The 23,407-nt window shown below is 38.6% G+C and carries 26 protein-coding genes; 14 read left to right on the top strand and 12 right to left on the bottom strand.

All coding sequences use genetic code 11. The features are described from left to right. Positions 1 to 41 precede the first annotated feature (41 nt). A complete protein-coding gene (locus AC0JIQ_RS14365; RefSeq protein ID WP_474202038.1) occupies positions 42 to 740 on the top strand; it encodes a helix-turn-helix transcriptional regulator in 699 nt (232 codons plus the stop codon). A gap of 52 nt (positions 741 to 792) precedes the next feature. Continuing rightward, positions 793 to 1,404: a glutathione S-transferase family protein gene (locus AC0JIQ_RS14360; RefSeq protein WP_474202037.1), complete on the top strand. Its 612-nt coding sequence runs from the start codon at positions 793 to 795 to the stop codon at positions 1,402 to 1,404. A 38-nt stretch (positions 1,405 to 1,442) separates the two neighbouring features. On the opposite strand, the gene AC0JIQ_RS14355 is transcribed toward AC0JIQ_RS14360, so the two are convergent. Further along, positions 1,443 to 2,351: a LysR substrate-binding domain-containing protein gene (locus AC0JIQ_RS14355; protein WP_474202036.1), complete on the bottom strand. Its 909-nt coding sequence runs from the start codon at positions 2,349 to 2,351 to the stop codon at positions 1,443 to 1,445. 383 nt (positions 2,352 to 2,734) lie between these two features. Here AC0JIQ_RS14355 and AC0JIQ_RS14350 point away from each other — a divergent pair, with 383 nt between their 5' ends. Then, positions 2,735 to 3,787, top strand: a complete 1,053-nt coding sequence (locus tag AC0JIQ_RS14350; RefSeq protein ID WP_474202035.1) for an MBL fold metallo-hydrolase — start codon at positions 2,735 to 2,737, stop codon at positions 3,785 to 3,787. Here AC0JIQ_RS14350 and AC0JIQ_RS14345 read toward each other — a convergent pair. From AC0JIQ_RS14345 to AC0JIQ_RS14335, 3 genes are all read right to left on the bottom strand, one after another. Then, positions 3,774 to 4,181, bottom strand: a complete 408-nt coding sequence (locus AC0JIQ_RS14345; RefSeq protein ID WP_474202034.1) for a DoxX-like family protein — start codon at positions 4,179 to 4,181, stop codon at positions 3,774 to 3,776. The genes AC0JIQ_RS14350 and AC0JIQ_RS14345 overlap by 14 nt on opposite strands. Continuing rightward, positions 4,178 to 4,618 (bottom strand): thiol-disulfide oxidoreductase DCC family protein, encoded by a 441-nt coding sequence (locus AC0JIQ_RS14340; RefSeq protein WP_474202033.1) that lies wholly within the window; start codon positions 4,616 to 4,618, stop codon positions 4,178 to 4,180. The genes AC0JIQ_RS14345 and AC0JIQ_RS14340 overlap by 4 nt, the downstream gene beginning before the upstream one ends. Positions 4,619 to 4,710: 92 nt before the next feature. Then, positions 4,711 to 6,231, bottom strand: coding sequence for a catalase (locus tag AC0JIQ_RS14335; RefSeq protein ID WP_474202032.1), 1,521 nt, complete (start codon positions 6,229 to 6,231; stop codon positions 4,711 to 4,713). Positions 6,232 to 6,848: 617 nt separating this feature from the next. Between AC0JIQ_RS14335 and AC0JIQ_RS14330 the strand changes: the two genes are divergently transcribed. Further along, complete coding sequence (locus AC0JIQ_RS14330) at positions 6,849 to 7,307, top strand: hypothetical protein (protein WP_474202031.1); 459 nt, start codon at positions 6,849 to 6,851, stop codon at positions 7,305 to 7,307. 66 nt (positions 7,308 to 7,373) lie between these two features. Here the strand turns inward: AC0JIQ_RS14330 and ptsP are convergent, their stop codons facing one another. Both ptsP and AC0JIQ_RS14320 read right to left on the bottom strand, forming a co-directional pair. Continuing rightward, a complete protein-coding gene (ptsP, locus tag AC0JIQ_RS14325) occupies positions 7,374 to 9,665 on the bottom strand; it encodes a phosphoenolpyruvate--protein phosphotransferase (protein WP_241306731.1) in 2,292 nt (763 codons plus the stop codon). A 92-nt stretch (positions 9,666 to 9,757) separates the two neighbouring features. Beyond that, positions 9,758 to 10,234, bottom strand: coding sequence for an RNA pyrophosphohydrolase (locus AC0JIQ_RS14320; RefSeq protein ID WP_004659132.1), 477 nt, complete (start codon positions 10,232 to 10,234; stop codon positions 9,758 to 9,760). Between the two features lie 183 nt (positions 10,235 to 10,417). Here AC0JIQ_RS14320 and AC0JIQ_RS14315 point away from each other — a divergent pair, with 183 nt between their 5' ends. Continuing rightward, positions 10,418 to 11,068 carry an HAD family hydrolase gene (locus AC0JIQ_RS14315; RefSeq protein ID WP_474202030.1) on the top strand — a complete coding sequence of 217 codons (651 nt, stop codon included), beginning with the start codon at positions 10,418 to 10,420 and terminating at the stop codon, positions 11,066 to 11,068. 2 nt (positions 11,069 to 11,070) lie between these two features. Here AC0JIQ_RS14315 and AC0JIQ_RS14310 read toward each other — a convergent pair whose 3' ends face one another. Further along, positions 11,071 to 11,529, bottom strand: coding sequence for a macro domain-containing protein (locus AC0JIQ_RS14310; protein ID WP_474202029.1), 459 nt, complete (start codon positions 11,527 to 11,529; stop codon positions 11,071 to 11,073). 131 nt (positions 11,530 to 11,660) lie between these two features. On the opposite strand from AC0JIQ_RS14310, the gene AC0JIQ_RS14305 reads away from it, so the two are divergent. From AC0JIQ_RS14305 to AC0JIQ_RS14295, 3 genes are all read left to right on the top strand, one after another. Beyond that, positions 11,661 to 13,097, top strand: coding sequence for a DUF2252 family protein (locus AC0JIQ_RS14305; protein WP_314367086.1), 1,437 nt, complete (start codon positions 11,661 to 11,663; stop codon positions 13,095 to 13,097). Between the two features lie 51 nt (positions 13,098 to 13,148). Continuing rightward, complete coding sequence (locus AC0JIQ_RS14300; protein ID WP_474202028.1) at positions 13,149 to 13,895, top strand: sporulation protein; 747 nt, start codon at positions 13,149 to 13,151, stop codon at positions 13,893 to 13,895. Positions 13,896 to 13,967: 72 nt separating this feature from the next. Beyond that, complete coding sequence (locus tag AC0JIQ_RS14295; protein WP_474202027.1) at positions 13,968 to 14,723, top strand: glycine-rich domain-containing protein; 756 nt, start codon at positions 13,968 to 13,970, stop codon at positions 14,721 to 14,723. A gap of 11 nt (positions 14,724 to 14,734) precedes the next feature. Here AC0JIQ_RS14295 and AC0JIQ_RS14290 read toward each other — a convergent pair whose 3' ends face one another. Continuing rightward, a complete protein-coding gene (locus tag AC0JIQ_RS14290; RefSeq protein WP_005218475.1) occupies positions 14,735 to 15,592 on the bottom strand; it encodes a LysR family transcriptional regulator in 858 nt (285 codons plus the stop codon). A gap of 54 nt (positions 15,593 to 15,646) precedes the next feature. Then, positions 15,647 to 15,853 carry a DUF2061 domain-containing protein gene (locus AC0JIQ_RS14285; protein WP_004674543.1) on the bottom strand — a complete coding sequence of 69 codons (207 nt, stop codon included), beginning with the start codon at positions 15,851 to 15,853 and terminating at the stop codon, positions 15,647 to 15,649. 270 nt (positions 15,854 to 16,123) lie between these two features. Between AC0JIQ_RS14285 and leuC the strand changes: the two genes are divergently transcribed. The 4 genes from leuC to leuB all read left to right on the top strand — a co-directional run bounded on the left by leuC (position 16,124) and on the right by leuB (position 20,053). Continuing rightward, positions 16,124 to 17,542: a 3-isopropylmalate dehydratase large subunit gene (gene leuC / locus AC0JIQ_RS14280; protein ID WP_474202026.1), complete on the top strand. Its 1,419-nt coding sequence runs from the start codon at positions 16,124 to 16,126 to the stop codon at positions 17,540 to 17,542. A gap of 12 nt (positions 17,543 to 17,554) precedes the next feature. Then, the gene (gene leuD / locus AC0JIQ_RS14275; protein WP_050042124.1) at positions 17,555 to 18,205 is read left to right on the top strand and encodes a 3-isopropylmalate dehydratase small subunit; all 651 of its coding nucleotides are present in this window, start codon (positions 17,555 to 17,557) and stop codon (positions 18,203 to 18,205) included. Between the two features lie 147 nt (positions 18,206 to 18,352). Beyond that, a complete protein-coding gene (locus AC0JIQ_RS14270; RefSeq protein WP_004659113.1) occupies positions 18,353 to 18,928 on the top strand; it encodes a hypothetical protein in 576 nt (191 codons plus the stop codon). A 45-nt stretch (positions 18,929 to 18,973) separates the two neighbouring features. Further along, entirely contained in the window at positions 18,974 to 20,053 is a 1,080-nt protein-coding gene (gene leuB, locus AC0JIQ_RS14265) for a 3-isopropylmalate dehydrogenase (RefSeq protein ID WP_005218467.1), read from the top strand. A gap of 67 nt (positions 20,054 to 20,120) precedes the next feature. On the opposite strand, the gene AC0JIQ_RS14260 is transcribed toward leuB, so the two are convergent. Then, positions 20,121 to 20,510 carry a hypothetical protein gene (locus AC0JIQ_RS14260; RefSeq protein WP_241283337.1) on the bottom strand — a complete coding sequence of 130 codons (390 nt, stop codon included), beginning with the start codon at positions 20,508 to 20,510 and terminating at the stop codon, positions 20,121 to 20,123. Positions 20,511 to 20,673: 163 nt separating this feature from the next. Between AC0JIQ_RS14260 and AC0JIQ_RS14255 the strand changes: the two genes are divergently transcribed. Continuing rightward, positions 20,674 to 21,045, top strand: coding sequence for a lysozyme inhibitor LprI family protein (locus tag AC0JIQ_RS14255; protein WP_004659107.1), 372 nt, complete (start codon positions 20,674 to 20,676; stop codon positions 21,043 to 21,045). A gap of 61 nt (positions 21,046 to 21,106) precedes the next feature. Here the strand turns inward: AC0JIQ_RS14255 and infA are convergent, their stop codons facing one another. Then, a complete protein-coding gene (gene infA, locus AC0JIQ_RS14250) occupies positions 21,107 to 21,328 on the bottom strand; it encodes a translation initiation factor IF-1 (RefSeq protein ID WP_001284370.1) in 222 nt (73 codons plus the stop codon). Positions 21,329 to 21,557: 229 nt separating this feature from the next. Here infA and AC0JIQ_RS14245 point away from each other — a divergent pair, with 229 nt between their 5' ends. Continuing rightward, positions 21,558 to 22,565, top strand: coding sequence for an AraC family transcriptional regulator (locus AC0JIQ_RS14245; protein WP_004659105.1), 1,008 nt, complete (start codon positions 21,558 to 21,560; stop codon positions 22,563 to 22,565). Between the two features lie 41 nt (positions 22,566 to 22,606). On the opposite strand, the gene truA is transcribed toward AC0JIQ_RS14245, so the two are convergent. After that, entirely contained in the window at positions 22,607 to 23,404 is a 798-nt protein-coding gene (truA, locus tag AC0JIQ_RS14240) for a tRNA pseudouridine(38-40) synthase TruA (RefSeq protein WP_474202025.1), read from the bottom strand. Positions 23,405 to 23,407 lie beyond the last annotated feature (3 nt).

Genomic DNA, 23,407 nt, shown 5'->3' with positions numbered 1-23,407 from the left:
AAGCTGATTTTCTCATCATCAATAATAAAAATAGGGATAGCATGAGTCGTTCTATTCGATTACTGAATTTATTACAATTACTTCGACAATATCGTTATCCAGTCACAGCACAAGTTTTGGCTGAGCGTTTGCAGATTAGTCAGCGTAGCGTTTATCGTGATATAGACACTTTGCGTGAACAGGGCGTTCAAATTGATGCAGCGGCAGGATTGGGGTTTCAGCTCAAAGAAGATTTTTTGCTTCCTCCAATGACCTTGAATGAAAATGAAATTGAAGCCATGTTTTTAGCCCTATATTGGCTCAAAAGTATTCCTGATCAAGCTTTGAATGAAGCATCAATTTCAGTGTTAGCAAAATTAAATGCGGTATTACCTGAACATCGACAAAGTTTATTACAGCAAACCACATTAAGAGCATTTAACGTATGGTTACCTGTCAATCAAATATTGGTAGAGCAAGTCAGAGTATCGATTCGATCTCAAATTAAAATTTTCTTTGATTATGTTGATGAACAGCAACGCACCAGCGCGAGAACGGTTTGGCCGTTTGCACTTGGTTATTTTAATGACAAGATTGTGCTCGCTGCTTGGTGTGAATTACGTAATGATTTCCGAAATTTTCGACTTGATCGTATGCAAAATCTAAGTTTAAGCCAAGAACTCTATCCACAATTCAAACAACAACTTTTTCAACAATGGTGGACTCAGGAAGTATGTCGTTCGACTACTGACAAAAACTGACAATGAGAACGATTAAATTTTAATAACACCAATAAACAAGGAAATATGAAAAATGGCACTTAAATTTTATACAAATACTCAGTCTCGCGGTATGGTTGTTGATTGGTTGCTCATTGAACTGGGGGTTGCCTGTGAGCGAATAGAAGTGGCTTACCAGACAGAAATGAAGGCACCAGAATATTTAAAAATAAACCCTTTTGGAAAAGTTCCTGTTCTAGTCGACGGAGATATAGTGATTTATGAGCTTGGAGCAGTGTGTGCATATTTGACAGATAAGTTCGCGGATAAGGGCTTAGCACCAGCACTCAATGATACTAAGCGAGGGTTGTACTATCGTTGGCTTATGTTTATTTCTGGACCTTGGGAAGCAGCATCGACTAACAAAATGTTGGGTGTAGAGATAAAATCTGATCAGAAAATGTTTGTTGGCTATGGTGATTATCAAGAAGCTTATCATGCCTTTATTCAGGGCTTAAATGAGGCTGATCCATATTTATGCGGGCAACAATTTACCACAGCAGATGTGATGGTTGCAGCAATGTTATTTTGGCAGTTGAAAATTGGTCAAATACAGACTCATCCCGTAATAGAACAATATTTAGAAAATGTAAAACAGCGTGAAAGTTATCAAAAATTTATGGCGTTTTTTAGTGAACCAGCCTAAGTAGACAAACTCAAAGCCGATTTAAATCGGCTTTTTTCTTAGCTTGCATAAAGTGCTAACTGTTCTAGTTCGAAAACTTGTCTAATTTCTTCCAAAAATTGTTCTGCTGCTTGGCTTGGTGAAGTTCGATGGAAACTCATAAATACATCGAGACTCGGCAGAGGGTGGTTTAATGGGCGAACAGCGATTTGATCCGTCGCAAGTGCTTGCATATAAGAAGGTAAAATCGCGCAACTCAAACCGCTATGTACTGCTTGAATACATTCAGCGATCGTGTTGGTTTCGTGGACCGATTTAAATTTAATTTGATGCTGATCTCTGTATTTCAGAATCGTTTGAGCCAATGGCTGAGAAAGTTTATGTGATAGGATGGTCAGTTCTAATCCATTCAGTTGCTCAATATTTAACACATTAAACTCCACTAAAGGATGCTGTTTCGGCAAGATAAAAATTAACGGTTCTTTCAAAACCAATTGACTGGCAAAATATTCATTTTGAAAGTCTTGATTAATAAAAATAATGTCTAAATCACCTTTTTTTAATTCTGCGATTTGATCACTTTCTTTTAAGTTTAAGGTGTTGATTTGCAGTTTAGGAGTTTTTACACGTAACCTAGGGAAAATATAGGGAAAAATTCTAATTTCAGCAGAAGGTACAAATCCGATTCTTAGGCATTGTACTTTTGCTGCCGCAACTTGTCGCGCCATAGTAATGGCTTTGTCCGCTTGGGTTAAGGTTAAGCGTGCTTGTTCTAAAAAAACGAGACCTTCCTCAGTCAATTCAACTTTACGTTTGGTGCGATAAAATAATTGAACACCAATATCATCCTCTAAATCTTTGATTTGTTGGCTTAAAGAGGGTTGGGCTGTATGCAGTTTTACCGCAGCCTTACTGAAGCTTAATTCCTCGGCAACAGTAATAAAGTAACGTAAATGGCGTAATTCCATTAGACTGATCCAAATATGTCTTACTATTATTGTAAAGTATGAGTGTTAGAAAGTACTTCTCGGTCTGCATTATATAATAGCTGTTTTTGTAAACAATATACTTTCTCTTAAAATATAAAAAATGTATTAGAGACATAAAAAAACTATATAAGCTATATAGTGGAAAAGTTTGATATGTACCCTAAAATTGTATTGACTCGACTGGATAAAATCAGCATAACTAACAAGCTTATGTTAGGATCAAGTTCGATTATTTAGAGGCAGTTAAACCCTCTAAAAAAATCATACAATTAGATTGATTTTAAAAGTTAGAGTAAAGGACTGCTCATTATCCCAATTCTATCGGAATTTTGTGCGATTCAATTCCAGCAAAGAAGAAGTACATGAAAGATAAGCCGACATTAACCTATCAATTGCCGACCCAATCTTGCTTGAGCCATACTTGGGGGAAACCTCCATTTCCACATGAGCCTTCTGATCATTGTGGTATTGATCGTTTTTATAATTTAGAAAAACCGCTTACACCGTTTGACCGTAAAGGTTTATTTAAATGGCTAGCGACACGCAAATCTTATACTTGGAATGTTGATCGTGCGCATGAAGCTAATTTGCGTAATCAAATGCTTGAGTTACCACAAAATAGACCACACGCAGATTTAAATAATTGGCAGATTTGGTTTGTAGGACATGCAACGGTTCTGATCCAAATAGGCCCTTACAACTTCTTAACCGATCCTGTTTGGTGTGACTATGTTAGTCCAAAGCAAGGACAAGGCCCGCAACGAGTTTGCCCAGCAGGGATCGCCCTAGAAAAGCTCCCAACGATTCATGCAGTACTATTAAGCCATAATCATTATGACCATATGGACTTGGCAACGTTGGAGTGGCTGCATCAGAAATTTAAAATGCCGATTTATACGGGTTTAGGTAATGGTTACTATTTAGCAAAACATTTACATGTAATTGAAATGGATTGGTGGCAAGAAATTCCTTTTCATGACGAAATCAAGATAGCCTATACCCCAGCACAGCATGCTTCTGGACGTGGGGCACGGGATCAAAATAGAGCTTTGTGGGGTGGTTTTTCGCTTCTAGCAAAGACAGGACATTGTTTCTTTGCGGGTGATACAGGTTACGCAGCGCACTTCAAACAAATACATGAGCGATATGGTGATGCACGTATTGCACTATTACCCATAGGTGCTTATGAGCCACGAAAGTTAATGCGATATGTGCATATGAATCCACAAGATGCTTTTCACGCTCATTTAGATTTGCATGCGCATCGTTCATTGGCCATTCATTTTCGTACTTTCCAGCTTACCGATGAAGACCGCAATGCTCCTGAACATGAGTTACAACAAGCAATGAAATCTTCATCTAAATTAGTCAATCCATTTTATTGTATTCGTGAAGGACATTTCATTCGGGCTTAGTATGAGTCTTTGCGTTGAGGCACCAGATTGAAATCAGCGAAAGACTCCCTAATGCAATATTCATCACGACGGGATTAAATGCTTGGTAAATTTGATTTGGGTAAATGAATAGAATCAAAATAAATAACCCAACTAAACTCAAAATGCTGAGCCAGTGCAAAAATTGATGTCTTATAAACAGAAAGAGAATGCCAAAAATGACCTCGCCTATCCCTGAAAGCGAGACTAACCATGGTATATACACCTCAGGAATATGTAATTGTTGCCAAACGTATTGTTCACCCTCTACCTGAAAAATTAATTTAGGAATTAAACCTTGATAAATCCAAAGAAAGGCAATAATCAGCTGACAGAATTTTAAAATCTGTGCAATTGTAAGTTCAGCATTTCTCATCTTAAAACATCATCCAATAAAAAATGCTGTTTATCACTTGCTTGAATCACATAACAATCTTCAGTCTTACCAAAAAGTTGATAACGATTAAGGGCAATACGTCGATAAGTAAAGTCACGTACAAATTTTGGAAAAAACTTGCCATATCGTAATGTATTGTAAGGAAAATCAAGGGATTCCATCACACGTAAGAAAGCTGTTGATTCAGTGAATAATTGTCCCTTCTCAAGTAAAAGCATGGTTTCAAAATGGTCAGTTGGGAAATGATACTTTTTTAAGATTTGTTGCCCCAAATCTGATTGCACAGAAACGAGTTTGAATTGATAACGTGGATCATGCTTGATCATAAAATTTGCCCATGCTGAGCAAAGAACACATTTCGCATCGAATAAGATCAGGTTATAGCTTTGGATGAGTTGATCTAATTGTTTTGACATGATTATTTTTCTATAAGAGATTGACTAAATTGTTACCTAAGTTCATAAAAAAAGCCATCCGAAGATGGCTTTTTATTTGGATGTTTTAGGGTTTAAAGAAAGCTTGGTAAATGACGAGCAGGGTCAGTCTCACGGGCAGCTTGCGCATTAGCAACAGTCATACCAAGTGCTTTTGCAACACCTTCGCCATAAGCAGGGTGGCAAGCATAGCAGTTTCGGATATGACGATATTTGATAAAGTCCAACGCATCTCCCATCGCGCGTGCTGTATTGCCAAATAAGGCATCTTGCTGTTCAGGTGTCATTAACTCGAATAAGGCACGAGGTTGACTGAAGTAGTCATTATCATCTTCACGATAATCCCAGAAGTCTGCATCACCATTAATTTTCAATGGTGGTTCTTTGTACTGCGGCTGTTCTTGCCATTGGCCGAAGCTGTTGGGTTCATAATGTGGTAAACCACCATAGTTGGCATCAATGCGACCTTGACCATCGCGGTGATTACTGTGAACAGGGCAGCGAGCAGCATTCACTGGAATTTGTTGATAGTTCACACCTAAACGGTAACGTTGTGCATCCGCATAGTTAAATAGTCGTGCCTGTAACATACGGTCAGGTGAAACGCTAATACCTGGCACTAAGTTACTTGGTGCAAAAGCAGATTGTTCAACATCTAGGAAGAAGTTTTCAGAGTTGCGGTTGAGTTCAAACTCACCAACTTCAATTAGTGGATAGTCGCCATGAGGCCAAACTTTAGTTAAATCGAATGGATGATATGGAACTTTCTCAGCATCTTGTTCTGGCATAATCTGAACAAAAAGCGTCCATTTTGGATAGTCTTGGCGTTCGATGGCATCGAATAAATCGCGTTGATGGCTTTCACGGTCTTGACCCACCAATTCACCAGCTTCTGCATCGGTTAGGTTTTTAATTCCTTGTTGCGTTCTAAAGTGGAATTTTACCCAGAAACGTTCATTGGCTGCATTAATGAAACTATAGGTATGGCTACTAAAACCATGCATATGTCGGTAACTTGCAGGAATACCGCGATCTGACATCACAATCGTGACTTGATGCAAGGCTTCTGGCAATAAAGTCCAGAAATCCCAGTTATTGGTAGCACTGCGTAGATTAGTTTTTGGGTCGCGTTTTACTGCTTTGTTGAGATCTGGGAATTTGCGTGGATCACGTAAGAAGAATACAGGGGTATTATTACCCACCATATCCCAGTTACCTTCTTCAGTATAAAATTTTAAGGCAAAACCACGAATATCCCGTTCAGCATCCGCTGCGCCACGTTCACCTGCAACCGTGGTAAAACGAGCAAACATTTCTGTTTTTTTACCGATTTCGTTAAAAATTTTAGCGCGGGTATATTGAGTAATATCATGGGTAACTGTAAATGTACCGAATGCACCAGAACCTTTAGCGTGCATACGACGTTCAGGAATCACTTCACGGACAAAGTTGGCAAGTTTTTCATTTAGCCATAAATCTTGGGCTAATAAAGGACCCCGAGCACCTGCTGTCATACTATTCTGGTTATCCACCACGGGTGCGCCAAAATCAGTGGTTAAGTGGCTATAAGGACATTTTTTATCGTCTTGGCTCATGTTCTATCTCCATCAAGATGACCTGTGAGCTGGGTCATCCGAACTGTTTGACCGTTCAAAGATATGAATGTTTAACCGTATCAGCTACAAAATGGGTATCAAAAAATGAAGATGCCTAAATTGATTTGTAATGATGAGGTTTACATCCTTTGTATTTTTACTCTAGGTTGATGAAAGTTTTTTTTCCAATGGATTAAAGTTGATGTCATAAATGCTTTATCCGATTGAAGCTGTTTAAAGCTTAAACACGAACTGAGCTTTTGTAGATATGAAATTTGTTAAAAAAAGATAAAAGATAATGTAAAAATAAAGACTTACTGTATTACTAGGTTTTAACTAGAAGTAGGAAAAAAGCTGACATTCAGAAGCAAGCTTTGATTAATTTCTTTCATTCAGGGACATCTTTGCCATGTTGGAGTTATGTAAAATCACCTAAAAATAGCCATTTGAAAATGCCTTCGTTTAATCTTTTTTGGCATGAATGAGCGGATTTAGTACCTGTTTTTATATTCAATTTTGGTATCTAAAAACATAAACTCGGTTGGAGATATGTAAAACCCCATAATATTAAAATTTGCTATGTTATTTTGAGCTTAATTTTGCAGAGATTAAAACAAATGAAGAAATTAGTGCTCGGTTTAGGACTATCTTTAACCGTTTTAGCAGGATGTACATCTATTATGCCACATTCAGATCAAACTAAAGCGGATGCAGCTCAATCGCTCAGTGTTGAATTTGTGGGACAAGGCACTTATAACGTTGTGCAACAACAAGGTACGGTTCGTTTATATGCAGTTGAAAAACGTATGGCAGATGTTCCAGCGACTTTGATCACACAAAAGAAAATACAAGTATCTCAGGTACCTTTTACAGTTGATTTGAATATTCCTGCAAATCATCGTCAAAGTATTCAGCCATCAGTTCGAGATAATGCAGAATTGAATTACTATATAACATGGGAACCTGATGTTAAAAATTTAACTGGTAAAGATCTGATTGCAATTGATTATGATCGTAAATTCCCAGCGGTTAGCCTGAATAAAACCAAACAACAGATCTATTTACGACAGCATTAATAAATACTGAACAATAAAAAAGCGATCAACTAAATGATGATCGCTTTTTTATTTTTTACAATCATTTTAACTGACCAAACGATTTGATTTGACCATATCTGCAAGTCCATGAGTTTTGAAATAGTGTTCAAGCCAACTTTTGATGACCAGAGGGTTATTCATGTGTAAAACATCATCTAACAGTTGTTTTGCATCACTCATTGGAACATGGCAAATCGCTTTACGAACTCTTAATATATTACTAGAACTCATGGAAAGTGTATTGAAACCCATCGCCATCAGTAGAATGGCAGATAATGGATCTCCTGCCATTTCACCACAGACACTGACAGGCTTTTGATAGATATGGCAATCTTCTACTAAACGGTTTAAAGCACGTAAGACAGACGGATGAAAGTGCGAATATACGTTAGCAACATGAGGATTGTTACGATCAACAGCCAATAAATATTGGGTTAAGTCATTTGAGCCAACTGAAAAGAAGTCGACTAGCTCCGCAAACTCACCAATTTGTAAAAGTACACTCGGTACTTCAACCATGATCCCAATTTTAGGCTTAGTGATTTTGACTTGTTCTTCTTCTTGTACAGCTAACCAGTCTCGTTCCAATAGATACAAGACTTCCTCAACTTCACTGACACTTGTCACCATCGGTAACAAAATATGCAAATTATTCAAACCAATACTAGCTTTTAGCATGGCACGGATTTGCGCTGAGAAAATTTCAGGATGATCCAGAGTAAAGCGAAGACCACGCCAACCTAATGCCGAGTTTTCTTCTTCAATACTAAAATAAGGCAAATCTTTATCCGCACCGATATCGAGAGTTCGCATAATCACAGGCTTATTCGCAAAATGGCTCAGCTGCTGACGATAGATGGCACGTTGTTCTTCCTCACCTGGGAAGCGTTCGCGTAGCATGAACGGAATTTCGCTGCGATATAAACCGACACCTTTTGCACCACGTTGCACGCCACGAACAACGTCAATCATCAAACCTGTATTTACGAATAAAGGAATAGAGACACCATCAGGTGTAATCGCATCTTTGGTTTCATATTGCTTCAAATCTTTTGCGATTTGTTCTTCTTCTTTTTGAACTTCTTTATAACGTTGACGCAAACGACGTGGTGGGTTAACAAAAACACGACCTTGATAGGCATCGACAATCATTTCAATATCATCAAGAGTCGTGATTGGTAATTCAGTCACACCGACAACAGTTGGAATACCTAACGCACGTGCCACGATCACCATATGTGAATTCGCTGCACCTTCAGAAGTCACAATCGCAGCGATTTTATCAACAGGAAGTTCAACTAAAGCCGCCGTGCTAATTTCTTCACCAATTAAAATACTGTCTGGGCTAAGTTCACGGTGACTGGAATCATTTTCTTGTAAACAAGCTAAAATTCGGCGACCAAGATCTTTGAGGTCAGAAACACGTTCACGTAAGTAATCGTCCTCCATTTGAGCAAATAGCGCGATATGTTTATCGATGACTTTACGAACCGCACCTTGTGCCCAACTCCCTGCACGAATATGATCTTTGATTTCACTTGGCAATGCATTTTCATCTAACATTCGTAAAAACACGCTAAATAATGCGCGTTCTTCTGACATCAATGAGTCTTGCATTTTCTCATCTAAAGATTGAATCTCTAAACGTACCGCAGCAATCGCTTGATCTAATAGGTCAAGTTCATCACTGATATCTTCAGCTTCACGATCGGGAATTGCAGCAAGATCGGCTGGGGGATAGAGCACGATGGCGCGACCTAAAGCAATCCCTCCAGCACCTGAAACCCCTTGGAATGTTTTGTAAGATGAACCACTGGTCGGTTTGCGGAAAACATCAATATTTCCGACCGCATGTGCATGAGCAATTACCCCTGAGAGTTGCGCACATAAAGTAACGAGAAATGATTCAGCCGCTTCACTAAAGTCTTGAGGTTCTTTATTTTGAACAACTAAAACGCCCATCACTTTACGGCGATACATCACGGGTACGCCAAGAAATGAGTTAAATAGCTCTTCACCTGTTTCGGGCAAATAAGCAAAGCGTTCATGCTTAGGTGCGTTATCTAAGTTTACAATTTCTTCACGTTTACCGACTAAACCGACGAGACCTTCACCAACACTCAAAGAAACATGTCCAACAGCTTCAGGTTTTAAACCTTTTGAAGCCATGAGCACATAGCGTTTATTTCGTTCATCCAATAAATAAATGGAGCATACATCTACATGCATCGCTTCAGCCACATGATTGACCATAATGTCCAAAGAATCATGCAAACTGACGGACGCATTAATTTCTTGCACAATGCGTCTAAGCGTGTCGAGTTGCATGTTTGACATGGATGTTTACTCCAATTTATAAATCGTTATCGGTCTAGTTATAACAGCTCTATGATCAAAAATCATTGCTTAAAGTGATGATTTGTTGACGATTAACGCTGCGGTAATTGTAAACACAACTCCATCATGGCTCTGCGGTAAACATCTCTTTTGAAGTTCACTACTTGACCTAACGGATACCAGTAACTCACCCATTGCCATTCATCGAACTCGGGTGGGTCTGATAGATTTAACTGAATATGATGCGGCGATGCCGTTAATTTCAGTAAAAACCACTTTTGCTTTTGTCCAATACATACCGGATCAGAATCTGACCGAATGTACCGATGTGGCAAACGATAACGCAGCCAACTTTTAGTTTGCGCTATAATTTGGACGTGTTCGGGCAATAAACCGACTTCTTCTCTCAGTTCACGATAAAGTGCCTGTTCAGGGGTTTCTCCAAACTGGATCCCTCCTTGTGGAAATTGCCAAGCATTGTGACCAATGCGTTTTGCCCATAAAACTTGTCCGTCATCGTTTGCCAAAATGATCCCGACGTTGGGTCGGAAACCTTCTGAATCGATCATTTGGCTACCTAAATTTTCTCTATATCGTTGACTTTGATCTCGGGGACAGTCACTCTTCACGTCCAACTCGAAAAAGGTCAAAGTAAAATGTTTAAAATTGCTATGATCTTAACGAATTTTTAGTCACTTACGGAAATAGATTTACGTTTTTTTTCTTTAATTTGCATTTAAATGAGCATTTATATGAAATTGGCTTTGTTTGATTTAGATCACACCCTGTTAAATACCGATTCTGACCATTCATGGGGTGAATTTTTAGTTAATGAAGGTTTGGTTGATCCAGTTCATCATCGCCAAATGAATGATAAATTCTACGAGGACTATAAGGCAGGACAACTTGATCCGATTGCCTATAACGAATTTGTATTTGAATTTTTAACTAAACACGAAAATGACTATTTAACTGAACTACATCAGTTGTTTATGCAAAAAGTGATTCGTCCCCAAATGCGTCTGAAAGGTTTTGATGCAATTAAAAAGCATCAAGATTTAGGTCATGCGATTGTCGGTATTACTGCAACGAGTGATTTTATTACGGCTCCGATTTTTCGTGAATTTGGTATTACTGAAATTATTGCGACGAATGCCGAAGTTCTTGATGGGAAGTATACGGGTAAGGTGACAGGTTTACCTTGTTATCAGAAAGGTAAGCTTGCTCGTTTAGATCAATGGTTACAGGGAAGAGCAGTTGACGAGTCTTGGGCGTATTCAGATTCGATTAATGATCGTTTTTTGCTTGAATATGCAACCCATGCGATTGCTGTAAATCCAGATGATCGTTTAGAGAAATTAGCTGAAGAAAAAAATTGGGACATCCAAGACTGGTCGATTTAAAATTATGGAGTTGGGAGAACAACGAGTCTATGATCGAGGTCTCCCAACTCCTCATCAATAATTGTTGCAATCAAGTTCCAATCACCTTTGGCAAGTCCAGCACCAATCATTGGATAAGCTATTTTTGCTGTAGGGAAGTTTTGTTTAACTTGTTTAAAGACGTTTCGAATAGCATGATAATCAGCTTTAATACCTTGTCCGCGCCAATTAAACTGCGTATAAGCATTAAGAATAATAAAATTACAATCATCACGAATAATATTCGCTTCGCTGTATGTTCCTAGCTTTTCCTTATCGCCAGAAATGGTATTTAAGTCAGCATGGTAGGCTTCTGGAAACTCTTTTTTGATGATTTTTGCAATGCCACCCCCCATGGTACAGAAACAATTGCAACCATGAATGATGACATCAAATTCTCCAGCTTGAGCAAGAGCAATTAAGTCTCCAGTAATTTTATTCATTTTAATATTCTCTAATTTAAAAATATAATATTTGTGGGATATATTATTAACCCCAATAAAAATATTGAATTATATCTCTGTCAATATTATAAGGATAACAAATAATTATCCTTTAAAATAATGAGTAAATAATGCCTAAAACACCACAAATTAAATTACCCAAACAACTTTGGACAGAAGACTGCATTGATCTTACTCGGCATAGTTATCAAGGTAAGTTACTGACAAAAACCGAAGGTTTTAAATTAGGAAAAGCGCAACGTCAAAAAGTTTCACGTGAACAGTTGTCACAACTATCGCAACGACCTAAAGGTCTAACGGCTTTAAATATTTATGATTGGAGTAATCAAGGACGTTTAGAGCAGCTTAAGCCGATTCGTGCAAAACGTATGAGTGTTTCTCCCTTTACCTATTATCGTGGTATGCCTTCTTTAATGTTGTTTGATCAAGCATGGGAGCAGTTTAACTCAGGCTTATTCCAGCAAATTTGTGGTGATTGTCATTTAAGTAATTTTGGCGGTTTTGCCAGCCCTGAACGTAATTTATTATTTGGTATTAATGATTTTGATGAGACATTGGTTGCTCCATTTGAATGGGATTTAAAACGGTTGGCAACGAGTTTTGTGATTGCCGCTCGTGATATTGATCTCGCCGATAAAGTGGGTTTAAAAGCAATTAAAACTATGTTGCATAGTTATCGTCAGCATTTATTAGAAAATTCGGAGTTGTCGCCACTACAGGTTTGGTATGACAAGGTCGATGCCACGACATTACTAGAGAATACGGAATGCCGAAAGCTCAGAAAGAAAAGAGAAAAGCATCTTGATTCAGCACAAAAGAGAAATGCACATTCGGTTTTGCCAAAGTTAACTGAAAAAAATGAGGATACGGGTTTTAGGCATTTTATTGATGACAAACCACTTTTATGGCACCCCCAAACAAATGAACCTTTTGCCCACAATCTTGATCAATTCTTTTCGTGTTATCGAGATTCATTGAAATTTGATCGACAAGTTTTATTTGATCGTTACCAACGTACAGACGTTGCACTCAAAGTAGTTGGGGTTGGAAGTGTTGGCACACGCTCTGCTGTTGCGCTGTTCCAAGATGCAGATCGAGAGCCATTGATATTACAAATGAAAGAAGCGAATCCTTCAATACTTAGCCCACTTTTCAAAGATAAAGTAGAACATGAAGGTGAGCGAGTCATTCATGGTCAACAATTAATGCAGGCTGCTAGTGATATTTTCTTAGGATTTTCTACATTAGATAAACATTTCCACATCCGTCAGCTTCGAGATATGAAGATTTCTGTGGATTTAACAGATATGGATGACGAATATTTTTATGAATATGCTGAAAGTTGTGGCTTAGCGTTGGCGCATGCACATGCAAAATCTGGTAATGCCGATGTTTTGATGGGCTATCTAGGTGAAGGCAACAAGATTGTAGATGTTTTGCAAGAGTATGCCATGCAATATGCTGAGCGCAATTTGAATGATTATCAGCAATTTATGAACGAAATAGCAGATGGCAAGCTTCAAATCGCTGGGGATGAAGCACTTTAAAAATAAGTAGCCAGTTATAGATTTAACGAAATAATCCAAAAGGGTTGAAACATGTTTAATAAAATTATGTCAAGTTTGGGTATTCAAGGGGTAACTGTAGAAACGCATTTGCATAATCCTACTTTACAGGCGGGTGAAACGCTTCACGGAGAAATTAGTTTTAAAGGTGGTTCATCAGATAAAGAAATCAATGCTTTGTACTTACAATTGATGACGATGGCTGAGGTCGAATCAGGTGATCATGAGTTTAATCAACCTTTGATTTTGGAACAGTGGCTAATTAGTTCTAATTTTTTGTTAGCTGCAAATCAATCACACAATATTCCTTTTACTATGGAAATCCCATATGAAACGCCTATCACTGAAGTTTCTTGTCGTCGTAATGGTACACGGGTCTGGATCAATACCCGTCTAGATGTAGATTGGGGTATAGATGCAACAGATCGTGATTATTTAAGTATATTACCAACGCCAGCGATGCAAATGTTTTTACAGGCGATGCAACAATGTGGTTTTGTTTTATCGACTATAGATGTAGAAAAAGGGCAACTCACTGCGCGTAACTTTAGGTCGACGATTGGTTGTTACCAAGAGCTTGAGTTTGTATCTTCACATCTGTTCAGCGGTTTTAATGAGGTAGAAGTTTCATTCGTTGCTGAACCACATCAAACGCATGTCATGCTTGAAGTAGATCGTCATTTTCGATCTGATCAATTATTAACGATGACTATTCCGCATCATTTATTAGATTTAAATCAGACGGTTCAGCAAATTCGTCGACTATTACAAATCGCGTAGTGAATATTAAACCTCCTTGTTCGGGAGGTTTTTTGTCATCTCACTGTCATCTTTTCTTTATAAGATGACAGTATGAAAATAAAAACAAATCAGGAAGAACATACTTCCAGCATGCTTAATGCATTACTCAAATTAGAACGCCAGCAACCGATGATAAAAACACGCTGGATTATGTTACCTATCTTAGTCTTACTGCTCATGTATAGTTGGCAACAGCAGATATTTACCGCTTGGGTTTTACTCCCATTAATATGGACAATTATTGTTTTAAACCATGTTTTGATCGCCAAGACTCGAAGGAATAAATTAGAGAAGATTGAGCAACTCAACATTGATCCAATATTTTGGAATGAATTAAAACAACAGTATCCCGAACTGAGCTTAAAACAACGTCGACTGATTGAACTAGGCTTTAAGGATTATTTGGCATTACACGTGATGCAAAAACAAGCCTATACCATGCCCTCACATGCTGTAGATGCTTTATGGCATCTGATGTTGCAATATCCAATCCAATATCAATATTTATGTAAGCAAACCATTGGCCGAACTTTGCATCATAGTCCTTATGACGCAACCACTAAACCAGAAGAACAGGCACGGCAATTATTTGAAGCTTGGAAGTATAGTTGTATGTTACATGGATATAATCCAAGGAATACGATGCAATTGCCACGATTGTTTGCCATTGATCAGGCTTTGGGTTGGGAAAATGGACAATTATTTGAACTTGAACAAATGACTAAAGATTTTGCAAAATACATGCAAGATCAATCATCATCTTCATCCAGTTGTGGTAGTAGTTGTAGCAGTTGCGGTGGTGATTAACTGACTCAGCTTCACTGCATCATATGAATTAATTCTTCCGCTGCTTTTGATTGGATTCGTGCAGGATGCCACACCATACCCAATTGGCGTTGCATATCAAGATTGAGATCGAGTTGTTTTAAATCTTGATTCACCAAAGTTTTGGGTAATACTGACCAACCTAAGCCAATAGAAACCAACATTCTAATCGACTCTAAAGGATTGTTACTCATACTAATTTTAGGTTTTAAGCCCTTTTTTTCAAACTCTGCTAATGTGATTTGACTGGTATAAGTATGTGCTGCGGGTAAAAGGCTTGGATAAGCAATCAAATCTTCTAATTTAAGTTGTGATTGTTGCGCTAAAGGATGAAAAGGTGAGGTGACAAAAACCAAAGGATCATTCCAAATCGTCAAGTAACTTAGGCGTTCATCTCCAATTGGAGGGAGGGTTAAAAAGGCCAGTTCGAGTTCACCTGCTAAAACTTGTTCATGCGCCTGTTCGGAGTCTACAAAATGCACATCTAAAGTGACTTGTGGAAAAGATTGCACAAAAGCTTTCAGTGGGTCTGCGAGATGATGCAATCCGATATGATGACTCGTCCCAATTTTTAAACGACCTTGTACCTGATTCTGCTCATGACTCAGTGTATGGTGAATTTCACCTAATTCATTGAGCCATGTTCTCACTTTGGGTAATAAAGAATGGGCAGCATGGGTCGGTTGAATACCGCGTCCTGCGGATTCAAACAGTTTTACTCCAAAATATTCTTCAAGCGTATGAATTCGTTTGGTTACCGCAGGTTGAGTAATAAATAATTGTTCCGCCGCGATAGAAATTGAACCCGTTTCCATCACTTTTAAAAATGCTTCAAATGCAGCAAGATTCATACAGGCTTACTCAAATAACTTTAAAAATAGGTGCTCAAATATTGATGCGGAAAATTAAAAATAATTCCAAACTTTTTCATGGAAGAAAAAGGCAAAAGCTTGTACGGTTGGCTCAATTAAACTCAAAGTTGCAGCCATGATTAAATTCCCTGTAATCATATAGGCAACTATCATCGCAACACTAATATGCATGATGTAGTAACTCAAGGTTTTTTTTAAAGTCCGTTGATTGTTAATCACGAATTGCTGAATGTTTGCCATGTCGCTCACCCTTTGAAATCCTATTTAATTAAATAATAATGATTATCATTTAAAAAGTAAAAAAGAAATTTCTACTCTCGATGATCGAACTTTTAGATAGATAAGCATTTATCTCTTTATTGAAAAAAATTGATGCACAAATGAATTAGGTATTCCAAAAAGTTTGATAACTAATAAAAATGATAAATTAGATTTATGTGAAAGCATTGCTATAATAAATTTAAGATTTAGTTACCCAGTCCTATGACAAGCACGTTGGAGAGCGACGACATGGCAGGCAAGACATTATATGACAAATTATGGGATGACCATTTAGTTAAGCAACGTGATGATGGTTCAAGCTTGATTTATATTGATCGTCATTTATTACATGAAGTGACTAGCCCTCAAGCATTTGAAGGCTTACAACTTGCTGATCGTCAGCCATGGCGTTTAAGTGCCAATGTCGCAACACCTGACCATAACGTTCCGACCTCTAAAAAAGAGCGTGAGCAAGGCATTGCTGGGATCGAAGATGATACATCTCGTATCCAAGTTCAAACCTTAGATGATAACTGTAAGACCTTTAATATCGTTGAATTTGGTATTAATGATATTCGTCAAGGTATTGCCCATGTGGTAGGACCAGAGCAAGGTTTAACTTTGCCGGGTATGACGGTGGTCTGTGGTGACTCACACACAGCTACACATGGCGCATTTGGTTGTTTAGCACACGGTATTGGCACGTCAGAAGTTGAGCATGTGTTAGCAACGCAATGTTTAGTACAGAAAAAATCGAAGAACATGCTTGTTCGTGTTGATGGTGTATTATGCAAAGGCGTGACGTCGAAAGATGTTGTTTTAGCGATTATCGGCAAAATTGGAACGGCTGGTGGTACAGGCTATGCCATTGAATTTGGTGGTCAAGTGTTCCGTGATATGTCGATCGAAGGGCGTATGACCGTATGTAACATGGCAATCGAAGCGGGTGCGCGTGTAGGTATGGTTGCTGTTGATGACAAAACCATCGCTTATGTGAAAGATCGTAACTATGCGCCTAAAGGTGAGCAGTGGGATCAAGCCGTAGAATATTGGAATACCTTACACTCGGACGAAGATGCTGTATTTGATGCAGTCGTCGTATTGAATGGCGCTGAGATTGAGCCACAAGTTTCTTGGGGAACATCTCCAGAAATGGTGATCCCTGTTTCGCAAGCAGTACCGACTTTAGAACAAGCAAAAGATGATGTTCAGCGTAATGACTGGACTCGTGCTTATCAATATATGGGTTTAACTGCTGGTCAAGCGTTGTCTGATATTCAATTGGATCGTGTATTTATTGGTTCATGTACCAATTCTCGTATTGAAGATATTCGTGCTGCGGCAGATGTCGTGAAAGGGCGTAAAGTTGCATCTAGTATTAAACAGGCGATGATCGTTCCGGGTTCAGGTTTGGTGAAGCAACAAGCAGAACAAGAAGGCTTGGATCAAATTTTCTTAGAAGCTGGTTTTGAATGGCGTGAGCCGGGTTGTTCGATGTGCTTAGCAATGAACGCTGATAAATTACAACCAGGCGAACATTGTGCATCTACTTCGAATCGAAATTTTGAAGGTCGTCAGGGTAACGGTGGTCGTACACATTTGGTGAGCCCAGCAATGGCTGCAGCGGCTGCAATTGCAGGTCATTTTGTTGATGTACGTTCATTCTAAAGGAGCAAAATCATGAAAAAATACACTGTAGAACAAGGTATTGTTGCACCTTTAGATCGTGCAAATGTTGATACTGATTTAATCATTCCAAAACAGTTTTTGAAGTCAATTAAACGCACAGGTTTTGGCGATAACTTATTTGATGAATTGCGTTATTTAGATGAAGGCTATTTAGGGCAAGATATTAGCAAACGTCCAATAAACCCTGAATTTGTGTTGAATAAACCGCGTTATCAAGGTTCAACGATTTTATTGGCACGTACTAACTTTGGTTGTGGCTCTAGTCGTGAACATGCACCTTGGGCTTTGAATGAGTATGGTTTCCGTACAGTGATTGCACCAAGCTTTGCAGATATTTTCTTTAATAACTGTTTTAAAAATGGCATGTTGCCTGTGATTTTATCTGAAGAGATTGTTGATCAGTTATTCAAGGAATGTGCTGAAACCGAGGGTTATCAATTGACCATCGATTTAGAAGCTCAGGAAGTGCGTACGCCAACAGGTGAAGCATTTAAATTTGAAATTGATCCATTCCGTAAGCACTGCTTATTAAATGGTTTGGATGATATTGGCTTAACTTTACAAGTGGCAGATGATATTCGCGCTTTTGAAGCCAAAGCGAAACAAGTACGTCCTTGGGTGTTTCAAGAGATAGAAGCTTAAGTTTTATTTATATTTCATCAATATAAACATAGCTTAATGTTTTAGTACATTTTAAATATAGCCATAGCGCAGACATGGAACTCTTGTTAACATGCGAGTAGATATATTCGCTTGCATGTTTGCATGATATAGGACTGGGCTTGAATAATGAAAAGAAGACTCGCTCGCAGTATTTTGCTGTGTTTAGGTGTTGGTATGACATTAACCGCATGTCAGAATTCTACGAATATGGTTGATCAGGTTCGTATTGCCCAAAATACAGTAGGCAATAAAGCAGAAAATGCAACTTTGTATTGTTCAGGCGTCGAAAATTGTGAGTTTGAACGAATCAATGATATTGCTGTGATTGATGCCAAATCGCACCGTATTAGCCAACAGGCAATGGAGCGAGGGATTGTTCGATTGCATGGTTCGGTTTTTAGTAGAAAACAACAAGTCTACTTAAATGTACCAGCCAAACAATATGAAGTAGTCATTCGCTTTTATCCTATTTCACCAGACCGAGCTGAAACCTTCCATGTGATTCATGCGTTCAAGCCGCATCAAAGCTATACCTTTAAAATGTACCGAGACCGTGCATATCGTTCGGGTAGTTTATTAAATGTTTCTATACCTGAACCCTTATGTGTGGATTTGCAACAAGAACAGCATACGATTCGTCGATTCTGTCGCCCATATGATGTGAGCACAGGTTTGGGTGAATTTGTTGAGAAAAAGATTTAATCGGCTTGCAGTATGAACGCTGCATATATGAAACTGGAAGAATAAATGTCTAAACATATTTTAATTTTAGCAGGCGATGGTATCGGTCCTGAGATTGTTGGTGCAGCAGAGCAAGTACTAACTAAGGTGAATCAAAAATTTAATTTAGGTTTGACATGGGAACAAGGTTTACTGGGTGGTGCAGCAATTGATGCTCACGGTGAACCGTATCCAGCTGTAACAAGCGAACAAGCTAAAAATGCTGATGCCATTTTATTAGGTGCGGTTGGTGGTCCTAAGTGGGATACCATTGAACGTTCGATTCGTCCAGAACGTGGTTTGCTTAAAATTCGTAGCGAATTGAATTTATTCGCAAATTTACGTCCAGCGATTCTTTATCCACAATTGGCTGATGCTTCAAGTTTGAAGCCAGAAATCGTTGCCGGTTTGGATATCCTAATTGTTCGTGAATTAACAGGGGGGATCTACTTTGGTCAACCACGTGGTATTCGCGAATTAGAAAATGGCGAAAAACAAGGCTATAACACTGATGTTTATTCAGAAAGTGAAATCAAGCGTATCGCCAAAGTTGCATTCGAGCTAGCAGGCTTGCGCGGTGGCAAAGTATGCTCGGTTGATAAAGCCAATGTATTGGAAGTGACTGAATTGTGGAAGCAAACGGTTACTGATTTACAACAAGCACAATATTCAAATATTCAACTCTCACATATGTATGTTGACAATGCAGCGATGCAGTTAGTGCGTGCACCAAAGCAGTTTGATGTGATCGTCACAGGTAATTTATTTGGTGATATCTTATCTGACGAAGCAGCAATGTTGACAGGTTCGATCGGCATGTTGCCTTCTGCATCTTTAGATGAAAATGGCAAAGGCATGTATGAGCCATGTCATGGTTCTGCACCAGATATTGCTGGTCAAAATGTTGCTAATCCATTGGCAACTATTCTTTCAGTTGCGATGATGTTACGTTATACCTTCCGTGAAGAAGCTGCAGCAAAAGCAATTGAAGATGCTGTAGGTCAAGTATTAGATCAAGGTTTGCGTACAGCAGATATTATGTCTGAAGGCATGACAAAAGTTGGTACAGATGCTATGGGCGAAGCTGTAGTTTCAGCACTTAACTAACGTCTTATAGCCAATAAAAAACGCAGCTTAAGCTGCGTTTTTTTATAACTTAATGTATATAAGCGAACTAACAAGCCTTGCCTTCATAGCGAATAGAGCGAGCAATTTGTTGTTGGTCTAGCTCAAAAATGATGTGACAATAAAACTTAACATCATAGGATTGACTATAAGTAACACCTGATGATATTCGAGAACCATTAATTGAGGTTCCCATATCTTGAGGAATGGGGATGCTTATTGGACGAAGAACAGTAAATGTTAAATCTTGGTTGGTTTTTTGAGCTTGCTTTAAGGTTTGAAATCCTAAGCTTCTAAGATTAAGGTTTTGCTGAATATGATCTGCGGACTGACCAATATAAGGCTCTAAGTAGTCTTGAAGTTTAACTGATTGCCATCCTGGCGTTGTACAAGCTTGTAAAATAAAAAAAGAAAAGATGATGAGATATTTATAATTCATATAGAAGATTTTCCTAGGACGTATTCTTTGGTTTGAATTGATATATTCGAATATTAGTACAAAGTAAAGACAAAAATATACAAACTAGTCTATTTTTAGGCAATATTCAATTTAGTTCAAATATGCTTAGATAGATAGCAAATTAAGCGATTGAGAAAACTTGATGCACAAATTTATATTTGGACTGATGTGTGGCGCTTTAGCAACATTCAGTCATGCAGATAATTGTGATAAGGCACGCAATACGTATGATGATATTTATTGCACGAATAAAATTTATGCGAGTGCTGATGCTGATTTAAATAAAAATTACCAGCAATTACGTCACCAACTCAATGAGACACAACAAAAGATTCTTAAAAAGTCTCAGCTCGCATGGATTCATCATCGAGATGCAGAATGTACTGATGATCAAAAAAATAGCGTAAGCGTGCAATGTAGACTTACGACGACACAAGAGCGTAATCATTGGTTAGAGGAAAGATTACGTGAGTGTCAAACGGTAGGGTGTAAAACAACACGTTTGAGTGAGTAATAAGAATCAAGCATAAAAAAAGCCACAAACAAAATGTGGCTTTTTTGCATTCACGAATCTCTTAGCGCGCGCGATAAGTGATACGACCCTTTGTTAAGTCATAAGGTGTCATTTCTACTTTTACACTGTCACCCGTCAAAATACGGATATAGTGTTTGCGCATTTTACCAGAAATGTGAGCAATAACTTCGTGACCGTTTTCTAAACGTACACGGAACATCGTATTAGGAAGCGTTTCGGTGACAACGCCTTCGAACTCAATGAGTTCCTCTTTATTGGCCATAGCCTACCTGATGATCAAATTGGAAAGGGGCAAATTATAGTCAATTTATTTGAATTTTACAAGGTGAAGCGTATGTAAACCTTTTAGATCTTTATTAATAAAAACTGTCGGACAATTGACAATTTTTTTTAACAAAAGAAGCAGAATATTGTTGTCAGTTTGGTCAATCAACGTTAATCTAAAATTGTTGTTATTGTTACAAGAACGTATCTACAGGGAAGGGCACTGCGTGGGTCAGTTAACAGATGCATCAGTTGTATTGCGCTTTGGTTATCAGGCAATTCGTAAAGCAGGATTGCCAACTGAAGAGATTCTAACAAAAGCAGGGGTAGCGCTAAATCAAATTGATACCAATGCCAGAACGCCATTAAGTGCGCAAAATGCATTTTGGATTGCTGCACAGGAAGTCAGCAATGATCCTGATATTGGATTGCATTTAGGTGAGCATTTACCACTCTATCGTGGTCAGGTGATTGAGCATCTATTTATTAGTAGTGAAACATTTGGTGAGGGGCTAAAACGAGCTTTAGCTTATCAGCGTCTGATCAGTGATGCTTTTGATGCAAAACTCGTAGTTGAAGATGGTCGTTGTTATCTTACCAACGGTGAACAGTTTTGGTCAGATAATTTAGTCAATCGCCATTTCTCTGAATGTGCTATGTCAGGCATCTTACGTTTCTTTAAATTTATTACTGAAGGTCAGTTTCAGCCAATTTATATCGACTTTAATTTTAGTGATGGTGCTGATGATGATGAATATTTCCGAGTATATGGTTGTCCTGTTAGTTTAGGACAAAAAGCGACACGTCTTTATTTTGATGTTGCAGTGCTTGATTATCCATTGTGGCAAGCTGAACCAGAACTACTACAATTACATGAACAACTAGCGATTGAGAAATTACAAGAGCTTGCGCGATATGATTTGGTTGGTGAAGTTCGTCGTGCGATTGGTTCAACTTTAGAAAGTGGTGAAACTACGTTAGAAACAGTTGCCGCTCAATTAAGCATCACGCCGCGCCGCTTAAGAACACAGCTTAGCGAGGCGAATACGAGCTTCCAGCAAATCCTTTCAGATTATCGTTGCCGTCTAGCGAAGAAATTATTGGCGAATACCAATGAGAGTGTAGAAAGAATTGTGTATTTAACAGGTTTTTCTGAACCAAGTACGTTCTATCGTGCATTTAAGCGTTGGACGAATGAAACCCCTGTCGAATATCGTAAGCGTAAACAGCGTTAATTTTTCTAAGAAAAAAGCCTTATCTCTCGATAAGGCTTTTTTTATTCAGGCAGATTTAACCATTGGGGACCTAAAGGCAGCTGTGGTAAATCAAACTCATCAGGATAATAGGACTGAATAAAATATAAACCATCAGGTGGGGCGGTGATGCCTGCAGCCGTACGGTCTTCTGCGGCAAACATGGTATCGATATGATCAATCTCGTACATACCTTGTCCGATTTCTAGTAAACATCCCATGATATTCCGTACCATATGATGTAAAAATCCATCGGCTTGAATATCTAATACTAAATAGCGTCCATGCTCAAATAGACGGCAGTGTTTTACATGACGTATGGGTTGGTTGGATTGACATGCAGCAGCTCGGAAAGTCTCAAAATTATGCGTTCCCTCAAATTTTGTTGCAGCGACAATCATCTTCGGTACATCTAGTTTTTGATAAAGATGAGTGACTTGTTTATACAATAGTGCAGGACGGGTGGGTGCGTTATAGACGACATAACGATAACGTCGTGCAGTGGCTTTGAACCGTGCATGGAAGTTCTCATCCATGCATTTAATCCATTGAATTGAAATGTCTTTTGGAAGTTGACTATTGGTGCCACGAATCCAACCTTGTTCTGGGCGAATGGCTTCGGTGTCGAAATGAGCTACCATATTGGTTGCATGTACACCTGAATCAGTTCGTCCAGCACCATGCAAAATAATGGGCTCATTGGCAATACGGCTCAGCACTTTCTCGATGGTTTCCTGAACAGTGATAACGCCAGCCTGCTGGGTTTGCCAACCACGGTATTGCGTGCCACAAAATTCAATACCGATTGCATAACGTTGCATGTT

This window comes from Acinetobacter sp. FB (assembly GCF_056033405.1).
The sequence above is the reverse complement of the archived record's forward strand: the minus strand, read 5'-3'. Positions and strand labels throughout refer to the sequence as shown.

Coding starts and splice junctions, on each gene's coding strand:
- AC0JIQ_RS14365 (WP_474202038.1), top strand. CDS start 42: ATGAGTCGTTCTATTCGATTACTGAATTTATTACAATTACTTCGACAA.
- AC0JIQ_RS14360 (WP_474202037.1), top strand. CDS start 793: ATGGCACTTAAATTTTATACAAATACTCAGTCTCGCGGTATGGTTGTT.
- AC0JIQ_RS14355 (WP_474202036.1), bottom strand. CDS start 2,351: ATGGAATTACGCCATTTACGTTACTTTATTACTGTTGCCGAGGAATTA.
- AC0JIQ_RS14350 (WP_474202035.1), top strand. CDS start 2,735: ATGAAAGATAAGCCGACATTAACCTATCAATTGCCGACCCAATCTTGC.
- AC0JIQ_RS14345 (WP_474202034.1), bottom strand. CDS start 4,181: ATGAGAAATGCTGAACTTACAATTGCACAGATTTTAAAATTCTGTCAG.
- AC0JIQ_RS14340 (WP_474202033.1), bottom strand. CDS start 4,618: ATGTCAAAACAATTAGATCAACTCATCCAAAGCTATAACCTGATCTTA.
- AC0JIQ_RS14335 (WP_474202032.1), bottom strand. CDS start 6,231: ATGAGCCAAGACGATAAAAAATGTCCTTATAGCCACTTAACCACTGAT.
- AC0JIQ_RS14330 (WP_474202031.1), top strand. CDS start 6,849: ATGAAGAAATTAGTGCTCGGTTTAGGACTATCTTTAACCGTTTTAGCA.
- ptsP (WP_241306731.1), bottom strand. CDS start 9,665: ATGTCAAACATGCAACTCGACACGCTTAGACGCATTGTGCAAGAAATT.
- AC0JIQ_RS14320 (WP_004659132.1), bottom strand. CDS start 10,234: ATGATCGATTCAGAAGGTTTCCGACCCAACGTCGGGATCATTTTGGCA.
- AC0JIQ_RS14315 (WP_474202030.1), top strand. CDS start 10,418: ATGAAATTGGCTTTGTTTGATTTAGATCACACCCTGTTAAATACCGAT.
- AC0JIQ_RS14310 (WP_474202029.1), bottom strand. CDS start 11,529: ATGAATAAAATTACTGGAGACTTAATTGCTCTTGCTCAAGCTGGAGAA.
- AC0JIQ_RS14305 (WP_314367086.1), top strand. CDS start 11,661: ATGCCTAAAACACCACAAATTAAATTACCCAAACAACTTTGGACAGAA.
- AC0JIQ_RS14300 (WP_474202028.1), top strand. CDS start 13,149: ATGTTTAATAAAATTATGTCAAGTTTGGGTATTCAAGGGGTAACTGTA.
- AC0JIQ_RS14295 (WP_474202027.1), top strand. CDS start 13,968: ATGAAAATAAAAACAAATCAGGAAGAACATACTTCCAGCATGCTTAAT.
- AC0JIQ_RS14290 (WP_005218475.1), bottom strand. CDS start 15,592: ATGAATCTTGCTGCATTTGAAGCATTTTTAAAAGTGATGGAAACGGGT.
- AC0JIQ_RS14285 (WP_004674543.1), bottom strand. CDS start 15,853: ATGGCAAACATTCAGCAATTCGTGATTAACAATCAACGGACTTTAAAA.
- leuC (WP_474202026.1), top strand. CDS start 16,124: ATGGCAGGCAAGACATTATATGACAAATTATGGGATGACCATTTAGTT.
- leuD (WP_050042124.1), top strand. CDS start 17,555: ATGAAAAAATACACTGTAGAACAAGGTATTGTTGCACCTTTAGATCGT.
- AC0JIQ_RS14270 (WP_004659113.1), top strand. CDS start 18,353: ATGAAAAGAAGACTCGCTCGCAGTATTTTGCTGTGTTTAGGTGTTGGT.
- leuB (WP_005218467.1), top strand. CDS start 18,974: ATGTCTAAACATATTTTAATTTTAGCAGGCGATGGTATCGGTCCTGAG.
- AC0JIQ_RS14260 (WP_241283337.1), bottom strand. CDS start 20,510: ATGAATTATAAATATCTCATCATCTTTTCTTTTTTTATTTTACAAGCT.
- AC0JIQ_RS14255 (WP_004659107.1), top strand. CDS start 20,674: ATGCACAAATTTATATTTGGACTGATGTGTGGCGCTTTAGCAACATTC.
- infA (WP_001284370.1), bottom strand. CDS start 21,328: ATGGCCAATAAAGAGGAACTCATTGAGTTCGAAGGCGTTGTCACCGAA.
- truA (WP_474202025.1), bottom strand. CDS start 23,404: ATGCAACGTTATGCAATCGGTATTGAATTTTGTGGCACGCAATACCGT.